The 21012-nt window shown below is 56.6% G+C and carries 22 protein-coding genes; 12 read left to right on the forward strand and 10 right to left on the reverse strand.

The window, feature by feature from the left end; all coding sequences use genetic code 11:
- The first annotated feature begins 179 nt into the window (after positions 1–179).
- Positions 180–338, forward strand: a complete 159-nt coding sequence (locus tag M2422_RS23910) for a protein YoaL (RefSeq protein WP_370883520.1) — start codon at positions 180–182, stop codon at positions 336–338.
- On the forward strand, positions 326–1885 hold the full coding sequence (gene yoaE, locus M2422_RS01535) for a CNNM family cation transport protein YoaE (RefSeq protein WP_033145827.1): 1560 nt from the start codon (positions 326–328) through the stop codon (positions 1883–1885). The genes M2422_RS23910 and yoaE overlap by 13 nt, the downstream gene beginning before the upstream one ends.
- Positions 1886–1891: 6 nt before the next feature.
- On the opposite strand, the gene M2422_RS01540 is transcribed toward yoaE, so the two are convergent.
- The 4 genes from M2422_RS01540 to pabB all read right to left on the reverse strand — a co-directional run bounded on the left by M2422_RS01540 (position 1892) and on the right by pabB (position 7080).
- Positions 1892–3490 carry a cyclic diguanylate phosphodiesterase gene (locus tag M2422_RS01540; protein ID WP_048979890.1) on the reverse strand — a complete coding sequence of 533 codons (1599 nt, stop codon included), beginning with the start codon at positions 3488–3490 and terminating at the stop codon, positions 1892–1894.
- A gap of 130 nt (positions 3491–3620) precedes the next feature.
- Positions 3621–4985: an L-serine ammonia-lyase gene (sdaA, locus tag M2422_RS01545; protein ID WP_023312197.1), complete on the reverse strand. Its 1365-nt coding sequence runs from the start codon at positions 4983–4985 to the stop codon at positions 3621–3623.
- Between the two features lie 184 nt (positions 4986–5169).
- Positions 5170–5748, reverse strand: a complete 579-nt coding sequence (locus tag M2422_RS01550) for a CoA pyrophosphatase (RefSeq protein ID WP_064672710.1) — start codon at positions 5746–5748, stop codon at positions 5170–5172.
- A gap of 6 nt (positions 5749–5754) precedes the next feature.
- Positions 5755–7080, reverse strand: a complete 1326-nt coding sequence (gene pabB / locus M2422_RS01555) for an aminodeoxychorismate synthase component 1 (protein WP_058841382.1) — start codon at positions 7078–7080, stop codon at positions 5755–5757.
- A gap of 61 nt (positions 7081–7141) precedes the next feature.
- On the opposite strand from pabB, the gene M2422_RS01560 reads away from it, so the two are divergent.
- Positions 7142–7333, forward strand: coding sequence for a YoaH family protein (locus M2422_RS01560; protein WP_064672709.1), 192 nt, complete (start codon positions 7142–7144; stop codon positions 7331–7333).
- Between the two features lie 6 nt (positions 7334–7339).
- Here M2422_RS01560 and M2422_RS01565 read toward each other — a convergent pair whose 3' ends face one another.
- Positions 7340–7684, reverse strand: a complete 345-nt coding sequence (locus tag M2422_RS01565) for a RidA family protein (protein ID WP_029742004.1) — start codon at positions 7682–7684, stop codon at positions 7340–7342.
- A gap of 133 nt (positions 7685–7817) precedes the next feature.
- On the opposite strand from M2422_RS01565, the gene M2422_RS01570 reads away from it, so the two are divergent.
- The 5 genes from M2422_RS01570 to rnd all read left to right on the forward strand — a co-directional run bounded on the left by M2422_RS01570 (position 7818) and on the right by rnd (position 14197).
- Positions 7818–9728, forward strand: a complete 1911-nt coding sequence (locus tag M2422_RS01570) for an ATP-dependent DNA helicase (RefSeq protein ID WP_248202585.1) — start codon at positions 7818–7820, stop codon at positions 9726–9728.
- Positions 9729–9794: 66 nt separating this feature from the next.
- A complete protein-coding gene (gene tsaB, locus M2422_RS01575) occupies positions 9795–10490 on the forward strand; it encodes a tRNA (adenosine(37)-N6)-threonylcarbamoyltransferase complex dimerization subunit type 1 TsaB (protein ID WP_038417432.1) in 696 nt (231 codons plus the stop codon).
- A 37-nt stretch (positions 10491–10527) separates the two neighbouring features.
- Entirely contained in the window at positions 10528–11109 is a 582-nt protein-coding gene (locus M2422_RS01580; protein WP_033145820.1) for a Slp family lipoprotein, read from the forward strand.
- A 203-nt stretch (positions 11110–11312) separates the two neighbouring features.
- Positions 11313–12998 carry a long-chain-fatty-acid--CoA ligase FadD gene (gene fadD / locus M2422_RS01585; RefSeq protein WP_023312189.1) on the forward strand — a complete coding sequence of 562 codons (1686 nt, stop codon included), beginning with the start codon at positions 11313–11315 and terminating at the stop codon, positions 12996–12998.
- 71 nt (positions 12999–13069) lie between these two features.
- The gene (rnd, locus tag M2422_RS01590; RefSeq protein ID WP_153251260.1) at positions 13070–14197 is read left to right on the forward strand and encodes a ribonuclease D; all 1128 of its coding nucleotides are present in this window, start codon (positions 13070–13072) and stop codon (positions 14195–14197) included.
- Between the two features lie 76 nt (positions 14198–14273).
- On the opposite strand, the gene minE is transcribed toward rnd, so the two are convergent.
- From minE to minC, 3 genes are read right to left on the reverse strand one after another with little or no spacing between them, the layout of a single operon-like run.
- Positions 14274–14543 carry a cell division topological specificity factor MinE gene (minE, locus tag M2422_RS01595; protein WP_008500504.1) on the reverse strand — a complete coding sequence of 90 codons (270 nt, stop codon included), beginning with the start codon at positions 14541–14543 and terminating at the stop codon, positions 14274–14276.
- 3 nt (positions 14544–14546) lie between these two features.
- The gene (gene minD, locus M2422_RS01600) at positions 14547–15359 is read right to left on the reverse strand and encodes a septum site-determining protein MinD (protein WP_029742160.1); all 813 of its coding nucleotides are present in this window, start codon (positions 15357–15359) and stop codon (positions 14547–14549) included.
- A 23-nt stretch (positions 15360–15382) separates the two neighbouring features.
- Positions 15383–16090 (reverse strand): septum site-determining protein MinC, encoded by a 708-nt coding sequence (gene minC / locus M2422_RS01605; RefSeq protein ID WP_023312186.1) that lies wholly within the window; start codon positions 16088–16090, stop codon positions 15383–15385.
- A 123-nt stretch (positions 16091–16213) separates the two neighbouring features.
- Here minC and M2422_RS01610 point away from each other — a divergent pair, with 123 nt between their 5' ends.
- The 3 genes from M2422_RS01610 to M2422_RS01620 all read left to right on the forward strand — a co-directional run bounded on the left by M2422_RS01610 (position 16214) and on the right by M2422_RS01620 (position 17730).
- The gene (locus M2422_RS01610; protein ID WP_029742143.1) at positions 16214–16489 is read left to right on the forward strand and encodes a YcgL domain-containing protein; all 276 of its coding nucleotides are present in this window, start codon (positions 16214–16216) and stop codon (positions 16487–16489) included.
- A gap of 47 nt (positions 16490–16536) precedes the next feature.
- Entirely contained in the window at positions 16537–17196 is a 660-nt protein-coding gene (locus M2422_RS01615) for a fumarylacetoacetate hydrolase family protein (RefSeq protein WP_064672707.1), read from the forward strand.
- A gap of 93 nt (positions 17197–17289) precedes the next feature.
- Positions 17290–17730, forward strand: coding sequence for a YcgN family cysteine cluster protein (locus M2422_RS01620; protein WP_064672706.1), 441 nt, complete (start codon positions 17290–17292; stop codon positions 17728–17730).
- A gap of 123 nt (positions 17731–17853) precedes the next feature.
- Here the strand turns inward: M2422_RS01620 and dsbB are convergent, their stop codons facing one another.
- Both dsbB and nhaB read right to left on the reverse strand, forming a co-directional pair.
- A complete protein-coding gene (gene dsbB / locus M2422_RS01625; RefSeq protein ID WP_024909807.1) occupies positions 17854–18384 on the reverse strand; it encodes a disulfide bond formation protein DsbB in 531 nt (176 codons plus the stop codon).
- Between the two features lie 143 nt (positions 18385–18527).
- Positions 18528–20066, reverse strand: coding sequence for a Na(+)/H(+) antiporter NhaB (nhaB, locus tag M2422_RS01630; RefSeq protein ID WP_064672705.1), 1539 nt, complete (start codon positions 20064–20066; stop codon positions 18528–18530).
- Positions 20067–20266: 200 nt separating this feature from the next.
- Here nhaB and fadR point away from each other — a divergent pair, with 200 nt between their 5' ends.
- Complete coding sequence (fadR, locus tag M2422_RS01635; protein ID WP_023336056.1) at positions 20267–20986, forward strand: fatty acid metabolism transcriptional regulator FadR; 720 nt, start codon at positions 20267–20269, stop codon at positions 20984–20986.
- The last annotated feature ends 26 nt before the right edge of the window (positions 20987–21012 follow it).

The raw sequence follows: 21012 nt of genomic DNA on the forward strand, positions 1-21012 counted from the left end.
AAATAATTTATGTGATGAAGATCCGTAATTTAGCCACGCGTTACAGATTTATCTGTAGCGTAAAGCCGCTGTGTTACAGAACTTTGCAAAGGAACGTAAATCTTTGCTAAAAACACAGTGTCTCTGATATGTTTAGCCTCCGTTTAATCGTTCAGGAGTATAGGGTTACAGCCCACTATATGGACCGTCACCGACGTCAGTCATCAACCAGGCCATTTCGCGCCTTATTCACCGGCGATCCTCGCCACGTATCGACTCTGTTTACCTCTGTTTTGCCCACGTTGAGTGGGGCACCGTTTCGTCATTCCTTTAGCAGGAGCTTGTCATGGAATTCTTAATGGACCCGTCAATCTGGGTAGGATTGCTCACGCTGGTGGTGCTGGAGATTGTTCTCGGCATTGATAACCTGGTGTTTATCGCCATCCTTGCGGACAAACTGCCGCCAAAACAGCGTGATAAAGCGCGTCTGATTGGTCTCTCGCTGGCGCTGGTTATGCGACTGGGGCTGCTCTCCGTCATCTCCTGGATGGTCACGCTGACCAAACCGCTGTTCTCCGTCATGGATTACACCTTCTCCGGGCGTGATTTAATCATGCTGATCGGGGGGATATTCCTGCTTTTCAAAGCGACGACGGAGCTACACGAGCGGCTGGAAAACCGTCAGCACGATGATGGGCACGGTAAAGGCTATGCCAGCTTCTGGGTGGTGGTGCTGCAGATTGTGGTGCTTGATGCAGTCTTCTCGCTGGATGCGGTGATCACGGCGGTCGGCATGGTGAATCATCTGCCGGTAATGATGGCGGCTGTTGTCATTGCGATGGCGGTCATGCTGCTGGCCTCGAAGCCGCTGACGCGCTTCGTCAACCAGCATCCGACTGTGGTCGTGCTGTGTCTGAGCTTCCTGCTGATGATTGGTCTGAGCCTGGTGGCGGAAGGTTTTGGCTTCCATATTCCGAAAGGCTACCTGTACGCCGCGATTGGCTTCTCGATTCTGATCGAGCTGTTCAACCAGATTGCACGCCGTAACTTTATTAAGCAGCAGTCGAATCAGCCGCTGCGCGCCCGTACCGCAGACGCGATTCTGCGCCTGATGGGCGGTCGTCGTCAGGTGAACGTCCAGTCTGATTCCGAAAACCATAACCCGGTTCCGGTCCCGGAAGGGGCGTTTGTGGAACAAGAGCGCTACATGATTAACGGCGTGCTCTCCCTGGCCTCCCGTTCGCTGCGCGGCATCATGACGCCGCGCGGGGAGATCAGCTGGGTTGATGCAAATCTAAGCGTCGATGAAATTCGCCAGCAATTGCTCTCTTCTCCGCACAGCCTGTTCCCGGTGTGTCGCGGAGAGCTGGATGAGATCATCGGCGTGGTGCGGGCAAAAGAGATGCTGGTGGCCCTGGAAGAGGGCGTCAACGTGGAAGCCGTTGCCGCTGCGTCGCCTGCGATTGTCGTGCCGGAAACGCTGGATCCTATCAACCTGCTCGGGGTGCTGCGCCGCGCTCGCGGTAGCTTTGTTATCGTCACCAACGAGTTTGGCGTGGTGCAGGGGCTGGTCACGCCGCTGGACGTACTGGAAGCGATTGCCGGTGAATTCCCGGATGCCGACGAAACGCCTGAGATCGTTGCCGACGGTGAAGGCTGGCTGGTTAAAGGTACCACCGACCTGCACGCGCTCTCGCACACGCTGGGGCTGGAAAACGTGATCAACGATGAAGAAGACATCGCGACCGTTGCCGGTCTGGTGATCGCCGTTAACGGGCAAATCCCGCGCGTCGGCGATGTGATCGAGCTGGCGCCGCTGCACATTACGATCGTTGAAGCCAACGACTATCGCGTTGATATGGTTCGCATTGTTAAAGAACAATCAGCCCACGACGAAGATGAGTAAGCCGGCTTAGCGCAGCGGCATTAAGGGCACGATGTGCCCGTTATGATGCGCTGGCGGGGATGAACTTCCCGCCAGCCACTTCGGAAAATCCCGTAGCGGCATGGGCCGCGCATAGAAAAACCCCTGCAGGACAGGCACGCCATGGCGGCGCAAGTAGCGCGCCTGCTCCTCCGTCTCGACCCCTTCAGCCACCAGTTCAATATTCAGCCGCTGACCCAGCGCAATAATCATATCCGTCACCGTCGAGTTCACGGCGTCGGTACCGATGGCGGTGGTAAACGACTGGTCGATTTTCAGCACGTCCGGGTGCAGCTTTTCAAGCCAGGAGAGGGAGCTGTTCCCGGTACCAAAATCGTCGATGGCGAGCTTCACCCCTTTGCGATGCAGTTCGCGCACGATGCGATAATCCGCATCCAGCAGCGCATCCCGTTCCGTGAGTTCAATCACCAGCTGCTGGCGCGGACCGGCGCTGAACCAGAGGCGGTTCAGGTCCTGTATCAATGCCGCGTGACGAAAATGGCTGGCGGCGACGTTAATACCGATGTGAAAACCAGCGCTGGAAGGGAAGTAGCCTATCTGGCGCACCGTTTCGGCGATGACATAGCGGGTCAGGGGGACAATCTGGTTATGTTCTTCTGCCAGAGGGATAAACACCTCCGGGGTGATCCAACCCTGACGGGGGTTATTCCAGCGCAGCAGGATCTCCACGCCGGTGCACGCCTGGGTACGGGCATTCACCAGCGGCTGGCAGAAAAGCTCAAATTCCCGCGCCGCAATGCCCATATCGATCTCCCACGTAAAGCTCATCCGGTTTGCCGTTGCCAGCCAGGCGAGATAGCCCAGCAGCAGGCTGAGCATGAGTCCAAGCGGCAGCTGGGCTGGCAGGCTTTTTAAGGCTAACTCTCCAGGGCCTGGCCCGCTGACCGTAATGGTAAAAGGATTTCGGGTTGACGATTGCTGGAAAAGAGAGCCCTCCTCATCAAACGTCAGGCTGTCGCTGACGCGTTGTCCATAGCGCAGAAAGCGATCGCCTACGGTCAGCGCCACGTCATTGATGAGCGGGCGCTGGGGCTCGAGGATCATTTTGGCGATCAGATCGATATTGATGATTTCGATAACGCCAGCTTCACCGTCCTGTGAGACGGGATACCACTGGATCAATATCGGGCTACCCTTAAGCAGCCACTGATCGCTCGATAAAATCAGCTTCGCCGTGCTGGCGGGTAATTCTTTCAGGAAGTCGCGAACGGGCACATTGCGGCTCCCGAAAATACTTGAGCAATACAGGATACCCTCGTTAATCAGGGCGATGGAGCGTACCGTCTGCAAAATGGCGGCCTGCTTTCGCAGCGCCAGGTGCGCCTGCGGGCAGGGCTGCCCTACCAGGGGCTGCAGCACGCTGCGGCGGTTCTCTAAAGAAAGCAGGACGTTATCAAGGGCGCGAACGGTGTGGCTGGTAAAATCGAGGATCCGCTGTTGGTTAACATTGCGCTGTGAAATAAAGCGAATGCCTAACGTCAGGATGAGCGTGAGGAGCGCAACCGTGACACAGACGATAACGCGTTTTCGGCGATAGTTTTTAATGATCGTTTGTGCAGTTTGCATGAACGGTCGCCTGATAAGCCACCAGCCACAAAAGCCGGACGCAACAGTAAAAGTGTAGTGGGGAAAGCAGAAGGAGACGAGAAAGAAGAGGGAAATTCGCCCATCCGTTGCAGATGGGCGAAAGGCAGTATTAGTCGCACTGCACCTTAATGGCCAGGCCACCGCGGGACGTCTCGCGGTATTTCGCGTTCATGTCCTTGCCGGTTTCGTACATGGTTTCAATCACCTTATCCAGCGATACGCGAGGTTCGCTGGTACGGCGCATCGCCATACGTGAGGCGTTGATGGCTTTCACAGAGGCAATCGCGTTACGCTCGATGCACGGCACCTGCACCTGGCCCGCGACCGGGTCACAGGTCAGACCGAGGTTATGTTCCATACCGATTTCCGCCGCCACGCAGACCTGCTCAGGGCTTGCGCCCAGCAGCTCTGCCAGACCTGCCGCCGCCATGGAGCAGGCAACGCCCACTTCACCCTGACAGCCCACTTCCGCACCGGAGATGGAGGCGTTCATTTTGTACAGCGCACCGATGGCACCTGCCGCCAGGAAATAGCGGATGTAGATGTCCGGCGTCACGGGCTCAATAAAGTGATCGTAATACGCCAGCACTGCCGGAACGATACCGCAGGCGCCGTTGGTTGGCGCCGTCACGACGCGACCACCGGCGGCGTTCTCTTCGTTAACCGCCAGGGCAAACATGTTTACCCAGTCGACCACGTTCATCGGGTCGTTGGAGAACTTGTCCGTGGTCACCAGCATACGGCGCAGGGCAGAGGCACGACGCGGTACGCGCAGTGGACCCGGCAGAACGCCTTCGGTGTTCATCCCGCGGTCGATACAGGCGCGCATGGTTTGCCAGACGTTCGCAAAATAGTCTTCAATCTCTTTTTTGCTGTGCAGGGCCAGTTCGTTCTGCATCACCATGCCGGACAGTGAAAGACCGGTCTCTTTGCAGTAGCCCAGCATTTCTGTAGCCGATTTGAACGGGTAAGGTACGCTGACGTCGCCGACGCTGTCTTTGCCAAAATGCTCTTCATCCACGATGAAGCCACCGCCGATGGAGTAGTACGTTTTGCTGTAAATCTCTTTTTCACCGCTGTAAGCGTGAATGGTCATGCCGTTTTCGTGCAGCGGCAGGTTGTCGCTACGGAAACGCATGCCGTCATCCTGCGGGAAATCGACTTCCTGCTGGCCGTTTGCCAGCAGCAGGCGGCCGCGTGTTTCCACATCGCGGATGAATGCCGGGATGGCATCAATATCTACGGTATCCGGCATATTGCCTGCCAGACCCATAATAATGGCGATATCGGTGTGGTGGCCTTTACCCGTTAATGACAGCGAGCCGTAAACATCCACGGCGACACGGGTAACGCTTTCCAGTAATCCTTTTTCGACCAGATCATCGACGAACTGTTTACCGGCCTTCATCGGGCCAACAGTATGGGAAGACGAAGGGCCAATTCCCACTTTGAACATGTCGAATATACTAATCACTTTCACACTCCTGACAGGGTTACCGGGGTTCCAGTAACGATGTTATAACTGCGCATAGTGTAAGAGGGAACACCGACCTCGGCTTAACTATTCACATGAATTAAACTAATGGTTAACGATGGGTTTTGCTAATAGCGCGACGCGGATCGCAAACCTGCGAAAAAGGGTGGAATGTAAAGTATAGTCAAGGTTTCAGGCCGATTTGCAGCGCCAGTTCACGAATGATGCCCGCCGTCATGCCCCAGACAAAATAATGCTGATACCAGGACAACCAGACCCGATGGTCATGCCCCCGTCGATGGATATCGAGCGGATGATAGCGGCTGAGCCGGAGCGCCTCTTCGAGCGGCATTTCAAACACCGCTGAAACTTCATCGACGCTGGCGTGATACTGTAGGCCAGGCGGGATAATGCCCACCACCGGCGTGACCTGAAAACCGGTAACGCTGTCGACGGGCGGCAGCACGCCAATGATCTCAACGGCCTCCGGCGGAATGGCAACCTCTTCCTGCGCTTCCCGCAGCGCGGCGGCAATCAGCGAGGCGTCGGAGCTGTCCACTGCGCCACCCGGAAAGGCGACCTGACCCGCGTGCTTGCGTAGATGGGGAGAACGCTGGGTGAGCAGCAGGCCCGGCTGCGCGCGACGCACGACCGGGATCAGCACGGCCGCCTGACGCTGGTTCAGCGCTTCGCGGTTGACCTGCGGTCGTAATAGCTGAAAGCGAGATAAAAAATTGTCCAGCGTCAGGTTCTCTTTTTCCACCCGTGATTACTCCAGTTGTTTCAGGATACGGTTAACTTTATCAAAGGTTTCCTGATATTCCGCATCGACCTGGCTATCGGCAACAATGCCGCCCCCGGCCGAGCAGTAAAGGTTTCCGTCGCAGGCCGTCAGCGTGCGAATGGTAATGCTGGTATCCATGGTGCCGCACAGGCTGATATAGCCGATACTGCCGCACCAGGCGTTGCGGCGGTGCGGCTCCAGCTCATCAATGATCTCCATCGCCCGTACCTTTGGCGCGCCGGTGATGGAGCCGCCCGGAAACGCGGCGCGGAGCAGATCGCAGGCGGTGCGAGAGGCGGGTAGACGCGCGGTAATGGTACTGACCAGATGATGCACCGCCGGGAAAGGCTCGACGACAAACAGTTCCGGCACGCGCACGCTGCCCGGTTCGGCGACGCGGCCAATGTCGTTACGCATCAGGTCGACAATCATCAGGTTCTCGGCGCGGTCTTTCGGCGAGGCGGCGAGCTTTTCCGCCTGCTGGCGATCGGCATCGGGGTCCGCAAGACGCGGTAACGTGCCTTTAATCGGACGGGTTTGAATCGTACCCTCGGCCAGATGGATAAAGCGCTCGGGTGACAGGCTGAGTATGGCCCCCTGTTCCAGACGGACAAACGCGCTGAACGGCGCCTTGTTGCTGGCGTTAAGACGGGTAAACGCCTGCCACTCATCTCCCCGGTATGTCGACTGGAAGCGCTGGGCGAGGTTAACCTGGTAGCAGTCACCGCTTTGCAGGTACGCCTGAACGCGCGCGAATTTTTCGGCATACTCCGCTGCGGTCATGTTCGAGCGCCAGCCAGAGGTAAGGGTAAACGTCTCTGCCGGGGCAGGCCGTTGCGCCTCCAGCCACGCCAGACGCGCCTGCACGTCATGATGGCTCAGCAGGGAAACCGTTTTTTTCTGATGATCGACAATTAACGCCCAGTCATACAGCCCCACGGCCATGTCTGGCAGGGAAATATCAGCCTGCGCATGCTCCGGCAGCGTTTCGAAACGGCGACCCAGATCGTAGCCAAACAGACCCAGCGCGCCCCCCTGAAAAGGGAGGTCCGGGTTCGGCGCGGCAGATAAGCCCAGCGCGTTAATGGCCTGCTGCAGCTGCTTCAGGGGATCGTCCGTTAACGACAGGTCATCGGTTGTTAGCGTCTTTAGCGGATCGGCCACCAGAATGTCGAAGCGGCTATAGGGATGGTCCGCATGGCCAGAATGCAGCAGCATCGCAAACGGAAGATGGCTCAGGCGGGCAAACCAGAATTCGGCGGCGTCTGCACGCCAGGGCAAGGTAATAACAGTGGGGAAGCGCATGTTCATGTGTGGCATACTACCGGGCAGCGTGAAATAATTAGCGCGAATAATTTAGCAGGAGTTGACGATGTTTGCAGGTTTACCTTCTCTGAGCCATGAACAGCAGCAGAAAGCGGTTGAGCGAATTCAGGAACTGATGTCCCAGGGGATGAGCAGCGGACAGGCGATTACCGTTGTCGCCGAGGAGATTCGCGCCAGTCATTCCGGCGAGCGGATCGTGGCGCGTTTCGAAGATGAAGATGAAGAACCAGAAGAGTAATCGGGCTTAAACCGCCGCGATAATCTTAATCTCTACCTTATATTCCGGTTTCATCAGCGTGGCCTGTACGGTGCAGCGTACAGGCGCGTGACCCGCCACTACCCATGCATCCCAGGCTCTGTTCATCGCCGCGAAATCATCTTTGTTTGCCAGGAAAATCGTCGCATCCAGAATGCGGGATTTGTCGCTGCCCTGTTTTTCCAGCACCGCATCAATCTGTGCCAGGGTGTTAGCCGTCTGCTCGAACGCATCCGCGTCCAGGTTAGCCGGTACGCCGGTGTAGTAAAGCGTCTGGTTATGGATCACCACATCAGACCAGCGGGCTTCGGCATCAATGCGCACAATTGTCATAAACGTTTCCTCGTTATTTTTCGTCGTCAGGCGGCAAGACTGCCATATTGTTCTCCTGTCGTCACTATTTGGGGTGGCACAGGAGAGGATGGGCTGACATAATCCCTGTGCAAAAATACAGTGAGAGAGCACCGTGGCAGACGATTTTTCCCCTGAAGGTCAATTAGCGCAGGCTATTCCCGGCTTCAAGCCCCGTGAGCCTCAGCGCCAGATGGCGCACGCCGTTGCACGCGCCATCGATAAGGCTCAGCCGCTGGTGGTCGAAGCCGGAACCGGCACGGGTAAAACGTATGCTTACCTTGCTCCGGCGCTGCGCGCGAAGAAGAAGGTGATTATTTCCACCGGTTCGAAGGCGCTGCAGGATCAGCTCTACAGCCGCGATTTGCCCACGGTGGCGAAAGCGCTGAAATACAAGGGGCGTCTGGCCCTGCTGAAGGGGCGCTCTAACTATCTCTGTCTGGAACGTCTTGAGCAGCAGGCGCTGGCGGGCGGCGACCTGCCGGTGCAAACCCTCAGCGACGTTATTATCCTTCGCGCCTGGGCGAACCAGACTGAAGAGGGGGACATCAGCACCTGCGCGAGCGTGCCGGAAGACTCGCCTGCCTGGCCGCTGGTGACCAGCACCAACGACAACTGCCTCGGCAGCGACTGTCCGCTGTATAAAGACTGCTTTGTGGTGAAGGCGCGCAAAACGGCGATGGATGCGGATGTGGTGGTGGTGAACCACCATCTGTTCCTCGCGGATATGGTCGTCAAGGACAGCGGTTTCGGCGAGCTGATCCCGGAGGCGGACGTGATGATCTTCGATGAAGCCCACCAGCTTCCGGACATCGCCAGCCAGTACTTCGGCCAGTCGCTTTCCAGCCGCCAGCTGCAGGATCTGGCGAAAGATTTCACCATCGCTTACCGGACCGAACTCAAAGATACCCAGCAGCTGCAGAAGTGCGCCGACCGTCTGGCCCAAAGCGCGCAGGATTTCCGCTTACAGCTCGGCGAGCCGGGCTATCGCGGCAACCTGCGCGAGCTGCTGGCGGACAAAAACATCCAGCGCGCGCTGCTGCTGCTCGATGATGCCCTCGAACTCTGCTACGACGTGGCAAAGCTCTCGCTTGGCCGCTCCGCGCTGCTGGACGCGGCCTTCGAACGCGCCACGCTCTATCGCGGGCGGCTCAAACGGCTGAAAGAGATTAACCAGCCGGGGTTCAGCTACTGGTATGAGTGCACCTCGCGGCATTTCACCCTGGCGCTCACGCCGCTGACGGTAGCGGATAAGTTTAAAGAGGTGATGGCGCAAAAACCGGGAAGCTGGATCTTCACCTCGGCAACCCTGTCGGTGAATGACGATCTGCATCACTTCACGGAACGTCTTGGCATTGAGGATGCGGAATCGCTGCTCCTGCCGAGCCCGTTCGATTACGAAAAACAGGCGCTGCTCTGCGTGCCTCGTAATCTGCCGCTGCCGAACCAGCCGGGTGCGGCGCGCCACCTGGCCGCGATGTTAAAACCGATGATCGAGGCCAACAACGGCCGCTGCTTTATGCTCTGCACCTCTCACGCCATGATGCGTGACCTCGCCGAGCAGTTCCGCGCCACCATGACGCTGCCGGTTCTGCTGCAGGGTGAAACCAGTAAAGGCCAGCTGTTACAGCAGTTTGTCAGCGCCGGAAATGCCCTGCTGGTAGCAACCAGCAGCTTCTGGGAAGGGGTCGATGTGCGCGGCGATACGCTCTCGCTGGTAATTATTGATAAGCTGCCGTTTACCTCTCCGGACGATCCGCTGCTGAAGGCGCGCATGGAAGACTGCCGTCTGCGCGGGGGCGATCCTTTCGATGAGGTACAGCTGCCGGATGCGGTGATTACGCTCAAGCAGGGGGTAGGGCGATTGATCCGCGACGTTACCGATCGCGGGGTGCTGGTCATTTGCGATAACCGGCTGGTGATGCGCCCTTACGGAGCGACCTTCCTTGCCAGCCTGCCGCCCGCACCGCGGACGCGGGACATAAAACGCGCGGTGCGTTTCCTGACAAACCCAACGGCGGAGTAATTTACCCCGGAGTGTGCTAAGATGCGCGCCATTTTGTGACTGACCCTTGCGAGAGCGCGACGACTGATGCGAATTCTGGCTATTGATACCGCGACAGAGGCTTGCTCTGTCGCTCTGTTGAACGACGGTGCTGTTTCTGCTCATTTCGAAGAGTGCCCACGGGAACACACCCAACGCATTCTGCCCCTGGTAAAAGCCATTTTAACCCAGGGCAACACCTCCTTAACCGACCTCGATGCGCTGGCCTTTGGCCGTGGCCCCGGCAGCTTTACGGGCGTACGTATCGGGATTGGCATTGCGCAGGGGCTGGCGCTGGGCGCCGAACTGCCGATGATCGGCGTCTCTACGCTTGCCACCATGGCGCAGGGCGCATGGCGCATGACCGGGGCAACGCGCGTGCTGGCCGCGATTGATGCCCGCATGGGCGAAGTTTACTGGGCCGAATACACCCGCGACGAGCAGGGCGTGTGGCACGGCGAAGAGACGGAAGCCGTGCTCAAGCCGGAAGCGGTCACTGAGCGGCTGCAGCAGCTCTCCGGCGAGTGGGCAACCGTCGGCACCGGCTGGCCGGCGTGGCCAGACATGGCAAACGACACCGGGGTGACGCTGGTGGACGGCAACATGCTGCTGCCGGCTGCGGAAGACATGCTTCCGATTGCCTGCCAGCTGCTCGCGGCAGGAAAAACCGTTGCCGTTGAACACGCGGAGCCGGTTTATTTGCGAAACACCGTTGCGTGGAAGAAACTTCCGGGCCGCGAGTGAATCTCAGTAACAGGAACTGAGAAAAAGGAGTCGCATCATGGCGGTTCGAACTAAAGTAGTACGCCTTATTATGGCAGGCGCAGTTGCCATAGCACTGAGCGGATGCGTTTCCGTTCCTGATGCGATTAAGGGCAGCAGCCCGACGCCACAGCAGGATCTGGTTCGGGTGATGAATGCGCCTGAGCTTTACGTCGGCCAGGAAGCGCGCTTTGGCGGTAAGGTCATAGACGTACAAAACCAGCAGGGGAAAACCCGCCTCGAGATCGCGACCGTTCCGCTGGACAGCGGCGCGCGGCCGGTACTGGGTGAGGCCTCTCGCGGGCGTATCTATGCGGACGTCAGCGGTTTCCTCGATCCGGTCGATTTTCGCGGGCAGCTGGTGACCGTCGTCGGGCCGATTACCGGCGCCGTGCAGGGCAAAATCGGCAGCACGCCGTATAAATTTATGACCATGCAGGTCAACGGGTATAAACGCTGGCGGCTGGCACAGCAGGTGATCATGCCGCCTCAGCCGATGGATCCGTGGATGTGGGGTCCACATCCTTATCGTTACGGCTACCCTGGCTGGGGCTGGTATAACCCGGGTCCTGCACAGGTTCAGACGATCGTTACTGAGTAACTTACTGTTATTGTTAGAAAAGAGACAGCGGCTCAGCCGCTGTCTCTGTTTTTTTACGGATAAAACGAAAAAAAAGAGTGACGCGCTTCGCAACCTTAAATCTGAACAATTAATAAACTGGTACGCTGAGTTAATATAATGTTAACAAACTGTTTATTATCGGGGTTGTGATGACGACGAACACTCATTTCAGAGGTGATGCATTGAAGAAGGTTTGGCTTAACCGTTATCCCGCAGATGTTCCTGCTGAGATCAATCCTGACCGTTATCAATCCCTGGTGGAATTATTTGAGCACTCGGTAAGGCGCTACGCGGACCAGCCCGCATTCGTGAATATGGGCGAGGTCATGACGTTCCGTAAGCTTGAGGAGCGTAGCCGGGCGTTTGCGGCGTATCTTCAGGAAGGGCTGGGGCTGCAAAAAGGGGACCGCGTCGCGCTGATGATGCCGAACCTGCTGCAATACCCGGTGGCGTTGTTCGGTATCCTGCGAGCCGGGATGATTGTCGTCAACGTCAACCCGCTGTACACCCCGCGCGAGCTGGAGCATCAGCTGAACGACAGCGGCGCGGCCGCGATTGTCATTGTGTCCAACTTCGCCCATACGCTGGAAAAAGTGGTCGACAAAACCCAGGTTAAACACGTCATCCTGACGCGCATGGGGGATCAACTCTCCACCGCCAAAGGCACGCTGGTTAACTTTGTCGTTAAATACGTCAAGCGCCTGGTGCCAAAATACCACCTGCCGGACGCCATCTCCTTCCGCCGCGCGCTGCATGCGGGCTACCGTATGCAGTATGTGAAACCCGAAGTGGTGGCGGAAGATCTTGCGTTTCTGCAATACACGGGCGGGACTACCGGCGTCGCCAAAGGGGCCATGCTTACCCACCGTAATATGCTGGCAAACCTTGAACAGGTGAACGCCACCTACGGGCCGCTGCTGCATCCGGGCAAAGAGGTGGTGATCACCGCGCTTCCGCTGTATCACATCTTTGCGCTGACCATGAACTGCCTGCTGTTTATTGAACTGGGTGGCCAGAACATCCTCATCACCAACCCTCGCGATATCCCGGGCCTGGTGAAAGAGCTGGCGAAATATCCGTTCACCGCCATGACCGGGGTGAACACCCTGTTTAACGCGCTGCTTAATAACAAAGAGTTCCAGCAGCTGGATTTCTCCACGCTGCATCTCTCTGCGGGCGGCGGCATGCCGGTTCAGCAGGCGGTCGCCGAGCGCTGGGTGAAGCTCACCGGTCAGTATTTGCTGGAAGGCTATGGGCTGACGGAATGTGCTCCGCTGGTCAGCGTGAACCCACACGATATCGACTATCACAGTGGAAGCATTGGTCTGCCGGTTCCTTCCACCGAGGCCAAACTGGTCGATGATAACGATAACGAAGTCGCGCCGGGCGAGCCGGGTGAGCTTTGCGTCAGAGGTCCGCAGGTGATGCTGGGTTACTGGCAGCGTCCCGATGCGACGGACGAAATCATCAAAGACGGCTGGCTGCACACCGGTGATATTGCGGTAATGGATGACGAGGGCTTCCTGCGCATCGTCGATCGCAAGAAAGACATGATCCTGGTCTCCGGCTTCAACGTCTATCCGAATGAGATCGAAGACGTGGTTATGCAGCACAGCGGCGTACTCGAGGTGGCGGCGGTCGGCGTCCCTTCCGGCAGCAGCGGTGAAGCGGTTAAAATATTTGTGGTCAAGAAAGATCCTTCCCTGACGGAGGAGGCGCTGGTAACGTTTTGCCGTCGTCAGCTGACGGGCTACAAGGTGCCGAAGCTGGTTGAATTCCGCGATGAGCTGCCGAAATCCAACGTCGGAAAGATATTACGACGAGAATTACGTGACGAAGCCCGTGGCAAAGTAGACAATAAGGCCTGAGCTTCACGCTAATCGCCCAGACGCCGGTTAAGCCGGCGTTTTTTATGGGCGCAAACAAAAGAGAACCCGTTTTGAATTACCAGATGATCACGACCAACGACGAGCTGGCTTCGCTGTGCGAAGTGACGCGCGACTTTCCTGCCATTGCCCTGGATACCGAGTTTGTCCGTACCCGGACCTATTATCCGCAGCTGGGTTTGATTCAGATGTATGACGGTAAACACGTGTCGCTGATTGACCCGCTCGGCATTACCGACTGGACGCCGATGCGTGACCTGCTGCTCGATACCGCCGTGACGAAATACCTGCACGCAGGCAGTGAGGATCTGGAAGTCTTTCTGAACACCTTTGGCATCATGCCCCAGCCGCTGATTGACACGCAGATCCTCGCGGCATTCAGCAATCGTCCGCTCTCATGGGGCTTTGCTGCCATGGTGGAGGAGTATACGGGCCTGACGCTGGATAAAAGCGAATCCCGTACCGACTGGCTGGCGCGCCCGCTTACAGAGCGTCAGCTGGAGTATGCGGCGGCAGACGTGTTTTACCTGCTGCCGATTGCGGGACAGCTGATGAAAGAGGCAGAAGCTTCTGGATGGCTGTCTGCGGCGCTCGACGAGTGCCGTATGACCCAGCAGCGTCGTCAGGAAGTGGTTGACCCGAAAGAGGCCTGGCGCGATATCAGCAACGCCTGGCAGCTGCGCACGCGTCAGCTGGCATGCCTGCAGCTGCTGGCAGACTGGCGCTTGCGTAAAGCGCGCGAGCGCGATCTGGCCGTTAACTTTGTGGTTCGCGAAGAGCATCTCTGGGCGGTCGCGCGCTATATGCCAGGCAGCCTGGGCGAGCTGGACAGCATTGGGCTTTCGGGCAGCGAGATCCGCTTCCACGGTAAAACCCTGCTGGCGCTGGTCGCCAAAGCGCAGGAGCTGCCGGAAGATGCGCTGCCGGAACCGCTGCTGAACCTGATGGACATGCCGGGCTATCGCAAAGCGTTTAAAGATATCAAAGCGCTGGTGCAGGCGGTTGCAACGGAAAGCAAGCTGAGCGCGGAACTGCTCGCCTCACGTCGTCAGATTAACCAGCTGCTGAACTGGCACTGGAAGCTGAAGCCGCAGAATGGCGTGCCGGAGATGATGGCGGGATGGCGCGGGGAATTGATGGCCGATCGCCTGAATACGCTGCTGGACGGTTACCCGCGATAAAAAAAATATGCCGGGCGATATACCCGGCATATTTCCCCGGTGGCGCTGCGCTTACCGGGGCGGCGAAAACACAAACCTACGGACGCGACTCTTCCGCTTCCGGGAGCGTCACGTTCAGCTCCAGAATCGAAATATCCCCGTCTTTTTGTTCCAGCTGCACCGTGACCATCTCCGGGTCAATCTGCACATACTTACAGATCACTTCCAGGATGTCCTTACGCAGCTGCGGCAGGTAGTGAGGCTCGGCGTCGCTACGACGACGCTCCGCAACGATAATTTGCAGACGTTCTTTTGCGATGTTGGCGGTGTTCTTTTTCCGCGAGAGAAAAAAGTCCAGTAATGCCATAACTTATCCTCCGAACAGGCGTTTGAGGAAACCTTTCTTCTCTTCTTCAATGAAGCGGAAAGGACGTTCTTCTCCCAGCAGACGGTCAACGGTATCGGCGTAAGCTTTACCTGCATCTGCCAATGTATCAAGGATCACTGGCTCGCCCTGGTTAGAGGCGCGTAACACGGACTGATCTTCCGGGATAACGCCCACCAGCTTAATGCGCAGGATCTCCAGCACGTCTTCCATGCTCAGCATGTCACCTTTGTTCACGCGGCCCGGATTGTAGCGGGTGAGCAGCAGGTGTTCTTTAATCGGGTCTTCGCCATTTTCCGCACGACGGGATTTAGAGGCGAGGATGCCCAGAATGCGGTCTGAGTCACGCACGGATGAAACTTCAGGGTTGGTGGTGATGATCGCTTCATCAGCGAAGTAGAGCGCCATCAGGGCACCGGTTTCGATGCCCGCAGGGGAGTCGCAGACAATGAAGTCGAAATCCATTTTTTTCAGATCGTCGAGCACCTTTTCCACGCCTTCACGGGTCAGGGCGTCTTTGTCACGCGTCTGAGAAGCCGGGAGAATGTAGAGGTTCTCGGTGCGCTTGTCTTTGATCATCGCCTGGTTAAGCGTGGCATCGCCCTGAATGACGTTTACGAAGTCATACACGACGCGACGCTCACATCCCATGATGAGGTCGAGGTTACGCAGACCGATATCGAAGTCGATAACGATGGTTTTCTTTCCCTTCTGGGCCAAACCAGTAGCGATGGCCGCGCTGGAGGTGGTCTTGCCAACGCCTCCTTTACCCGAAGTAACAACAATAATGCGTGCCATAGAAATTCCTTGTTAAAAAGGGATCAATTCAACGGTTGAACGGTCAACGCGTCGTCTGCCAGAAGCAGGCGAGCCGCTTTGCCATAAAATTCGGCTGGGATCTTGTCGCTCAGCCAATATTCACCTGCGATGGACACCAGTTCCGCCGTCAGGTGAGTACAAAATATTTGCGCATCTCGATCGCCACTTGCACCTGCGAGCGCACGTCCACGCATCATACCGTATACGTGAATATTGCCATCTGCAATCAGCTCAGCGCCAGCACTGACGTGGCTTGTAACAATCAGATCACAGTTTGGTGCATAAATGCGCTGACCGGAACGAACCGGCACATCAATCATTCGCGTTTTTGTGACGGTAGTAACGTTTTGCACCGCAGGAGGGGGCGTTTGCACGGCAACGGGTGCCGCTCGCGAGGCTTTTTCTTTGCCCTCATTCAGAAGGGGCAGCCCCGCACGCTCAATTTCCGCTTTCAGCTCAGTATCTTTGCAGCCGCTGATGCCCACGATACGCAGTCCGGTCGAGGAGACGGCCTGCTGGAGAAGTTTCCAGTTAACCGGAGCCTCAAGACCGCTGACGTTGATAACAACAGGGGCGTGCTTCAGAAAGGCGGGAGCCTGGGCGATTTTGTCTTCTAACGCCTGACGAATAACCTCGGGTTTTGCATCATGCAAATGTACCACTGATAAGGTGAAGCTACTGCCTTTAAGCTCGATGGGCGTGTTTGACATCCTGGCCTTACTCAATTTGCTATTAACCGCAACCACTCGCTGCGATATTCCGAAGAGTATCAGGCATGTTATAGTCAGGAGTATATTGAGGCAAGCAACCACCCATTAATTCAGAGTAAAAACATGTTTTGTGTGATCTACAGAAGTACAAGCCGTGACCAGACCTATCTTTATGTCGAAAAGAAAGACGATTTTTCACGCGTGCCTGAAGAATTAATGAAGAACTTTGGCCGACCACAGCTGGCGATGCTGCTGCCGCTCGATGGTCGTAAGAAACTGATTAACGCCGATCTGGATAAAGTGAAAACGGCCTTAGCCGAGCAAGGCTATTATTTACAGCTTCCACCGCCACCCGAGAATTTATTAAAACAGCATCTTGAGGCGAACGGTAAAAAATAGTCTCAACTGTTTTTGGGCACAACACATCAACCGTTTAGGGGTCGACCATGTATCAACATCATAACTGGCAAGGTGCATTACTGGATTATCCCGTCAGCAAAGTGGTTTGCGTGGGCAGCAACTACGCAAAACATATTCAGGAGATGGGCAGCGCGACGCCAGAAGAACCGGTCCTGTTTATTAAGCCTGAAACGGCGCTTTGCGATATCCGCCAGCCGCTGGCGCTGCCCCAGGGGCTGGGTTCGGTGCATCACGAAGTTGAACTTGCCGTGCTGATCGGCGCGACGCTGCGCCAGGCCTCAGAAGAACATGTTAAAAAAGCGATTGCCGGATACGGCGTGGCGCTGGATCTGACCCTGCGTGACGTTCAAGGCAAAATGAAGAAAGCAGGGCAGCCGTGGGAAAAAGCCAAAGGGTTTGATAATTCCTGCCCAATTTCGGCGTTTGTGCCGGTGAGTGAATTTACCGGCGATCCGCAGGACACGCCGCTCAGCCTCAAGGTTAACGGTGAGATCCGCCAGCAGGGCACCACGGCAGACATGATCCATAAGATTGTGCCGCTGATCGCCTACATGAGCCGCTTCTTTACCCTTAAACCAGGCGATGTGATCCTGACCGGAACCCCAGAAGGCGTTGGCCCGCTACTCAGCGGTGAGGAGCTTGAGGTCGGTTTCAACGGCCTGTCGCTGAAAACCCGCGTGCTGTAACCCCATCTTGCCGCCTGAAGAGGGCGGCAAAACTTGCAACAACGTGCCAGACTCGTTATAAGGTGCGCTTTCTTTTGACGTGTGGACATCCTGATGAACGACATCCCTTTCTGGCAAAGCAAAACTCTCGACGACATGACTGACGCGGAATGGGAATCATTGTGCGACGGCTGCGGGCAGTGCTGCCTGCACAAGCTGATGGATGAAGATACAGACGAAATCTACTTCACCAACGTTGCCTGCAAGCAGTTAAACATTAAAACCTGCCAGTGCCGCAACTATGAGCGCCGGTTTGAATTTGAGTCTGACTGCATCAAGTTAACCCGGGATAATCTGCCGACGTTTGAATGGCTGCCGCATACCTGCGCGTATCGCCTGCTGGCGGAAGGGAAAGGTCTGCCTGACTGGCATCCGCTGTTAACCGGTTCAAAAGCGGCGATGCACGGTGAACGTATCTCTGTGCGCCACATTGCGGTGAAAGAGTCCGAGGTGCGTGACTGGGAAGACCACATAATGAATCACCCGACCCGTTGAGATTAAAAAACCCGCCGAGGCGGGTTTTTTTGTGCTTGTGCGGCCTGATGCCCACACCCCAACTCTCTCCCACGGGAGAGGGCGCAAGCACTAAAAACGGCAACCGAGGTTGCCGTTTTGCTTTTACCTTCCGAACAGATCGCGTTTCTTCGGTTTGAACGGCTGGGCAATCAGTACCAGCAGCGCCACGACGAAGTAGGCGGCAAAAATCCCCACCAGCCACTGCGGCATCTCCAGCGTCAGGAATTCCCACTGGCGAACGGAGCAGTCACCGGATGCGACAAACACCTGCGGCAGCCATTTGTCCAGCGGCAGCCAGCTCGGGAAGCGGGCGGCAAAATCACAGGTCATAAACGGTGACGGATGCAATTGCATCATGGTGTGCTGCCAGGAGAGTTCAATTCCTTTCCAGGCGCTGTAGATCCAGATGGCAATACCGGCATAGCGAAGCGGCGATTTTGGGGCAATCGCACCCACCAGGCCCGCACCCATAATGCCGAACAGCGCGCAGCGTTCGTAAATACACAGTACGCAAGGTTTCAGTCCCATTACGTGCTGGAACCACAGCGCGACCATTTCCAGCGCAAAGGCGGTCAGGGCCATTAACAACCACGCTCCGCGACCGCGGGAGCACTGGTTTAAAAATCTCAACATAATCATTTCCCTGGAACATGCTTAGAAAGCGCAGTGTAAACGAATTCGTTTTTCGCGCCACCTGTACCTGGCGAAATAAAACGTAATTGGATGTTTATCGTGCGAAAAGGCAAACGGGCAGCGAACTGCCCGAGATGCGTAGTTTACTGCGCCGCAAGTATACCCGCTTGTACCAGCCATTGCGTACAGGGAATGAGGGTAATTTTGACGCAAAGCAATCCGACGATCGTGAGCACCAGCGTATAGGGCAGCGCCATCCAAACCATCCGGCCATAAGAAAGACGTATGAGCGGCGCGAGGGCGGAGGTCAGCAGGAACAGGAAGGCGGCCTGGCCATTTGGCGTCGCTACCGACGGCAGGTTGGTGCCGGTGTTGATCGCCACGGCCAGCAGCTCAAACTGTCCGGCGCTGATAACGCCTTGCTCCATGGCGGCTTTGGCCTCGTTGATGTAGACCGTCCCGACGAAGACGTTATCTGAGATCGACGAGAGCAGGCCGTTAAACAGGTAAAACAGCGAGAGCTGAGCATCCGGTGAGGCCTGTAATACAAAGGTAATAATCGGCGCGAACAGGTGCTGGTCGATAATCACCGCCACGACGGCAAAGAACACCGCCAGCAGGGCGGTAAACGGCAGAGCTTCGGTAAACGCCTTGCCAATGGCATGTTCGTCCGTCACGCCGGTAAAGGTGGTGGCGAGAATAATGACCGACAGGCCAATCAGCCCTACTTCGGCAAGATGGAGCGCCAGCGCCGCGATAAGCCAGACGCCGATGATCCCCTGCGCAATGAGTCGTAGCGTCTCCTGGCGCGTCCGCTGGCTTCGGCTCTGCACATCGAATTTATGCAGCTCCTGACGAACCGGCTCCGGGAGCTGCGCCCCGTACCCAAAGAGGCGAAACTTCTCCACCAGCAGACAGGTCGCCAGCCCGCAGATCAGCACCGGTACGCTCACCGGGGCCATTCTCAGGAAGAAATCACCGAAGTGCCAGCCCGCCGCTTTGGCAATGATCAGGTTTTGCGGCTCGCCGACCATGGTCATCACGCCGCCCAGGGCGGTACCCACGCCTGCATGCATCATCAGGCTGCGCAGAAACGCGCGGAATTGTTCCAGCACGTCACGGTTATGCGCCTCAACGTGGCTGTCATCCTGCAGGTCCTCATTTGGGCGAGAGGAGGCCACGCGGTGATAAATTCCGTAAAACCCAACCGCGACGCTGATCACTACCGCAACGACCGTCAGCGCATCCAGGAACGCCGACAGGAAGGCGGCGGCAAGGCAAAACGCCAGCGAGAGGAACATTTTCGACGGAATGCTGAGCAGCAGGCGCGTGAAGATGAACAGCAGCAGCTGTTTCATAAAGTAGATACCCGCCACCATAAAGATCAGCAGCAGAAGCACTTCGAGATTAGACGCCAGCTCTGCTTTGACATGCCCGGCGCTGGTCATACCGACGACGACGGCTTCAAACGCCAGCAATCCGCCCGGCAGAAGGGGATAACATTTCAGCGCCATGGCCAGGGTGAAGATAAACTCCGCCACCAGCAGCCAGCCGGCGATAAAGGGATTCACGCTAAAAATGATGGGATTAACGACCAGGAAAACCAGCAGTATCAGCTTATACCAGTCAGGAGACTGACCTAAAAAATTGCGCCATAGCGCGCGCCCAAAAGAAATTTCCACAACAGACGTCCTTCCCGTCAAGTAAGACAAAACATCAGTATACGCAAAAATCGCGGCCTGGAGGCGGATAAGGCTGCATTGTAAATTTCACAAAAATGAAACGGCGATCCCTCTTTTCTCTCTTTGCCGCGCTACCTGCCACTGCGTGCCTCTGGTATGATGAGTCCAATTTGCTAAAGCTGTGTAATGGAAATCTCACTATGGTCATTAAGGCGCAGAGCCCGGCGGGTTTCGCGGAAGAGTACATCATTGAAAGCATCTGGAATAATCGTTTCCCTGCGGGGTCCATTCTTCCGGCTGAACGCGAACTCTCTGAACTGATTGGCGTCACTCGCACCACGCTGCGTGAAGTGCTTCAGCGGCTGGCGCGCGATGGCTGGTTGACGATCCAGCACGGTAAGCCTACGAAAGTGAACAACTTCTGGGAAACGTCCGGGCTGAACATTCTTGAAACGCTGGCGCGTCTTGACCATGAAAGCGTGCCGCAGCTCATTGATAATCTGCTCTCCGTTCGCACCAACATCGCGACGATCTTTATTCGTACCGCTTTCCGTCAGCATCCGGAAGACGCCCTTGCGGTGCTGGCCAGCGCGAACGAGGTGGAAGATCACGCCGATGCTTTTGCCACTCTCGATTACAACGTGTTCCGCGGCCTGGCGTTTGCCTCCGGCAACCCGGTGTATGGCCTGATCCTCAACGGTATGAAAGGGCTTTACACCCGCATTGGCCGCCACTACTTTGCCAATCCGGAAGCGCGTAGCCTGGCGCTGGGCTTCTACCACAAGCTGAGCAAGCTCTGTACCGAAGGTCTGCACGATCAGGTTTATGAGACGGTGCGCCGCTACGGTCACGATTCCGGTGAAATCTGGCACCGTATGCAGAAAACGCTGCCGGGTGATTTAGCGATTCAGACTCGCTAAAAGAAAAAACCTCTCATACGAGAGGT

Source organism: Enterobacter sp. SLBN-59 (genome assembly GCF_024807915.1).
Classification (GTDB): Bacteria; Pseudomonadota; Gammaproteobacteria; order Enterobacterales; family Enterobacteriaceae; genus Enterobacter; species Enterobacter asburiae_B.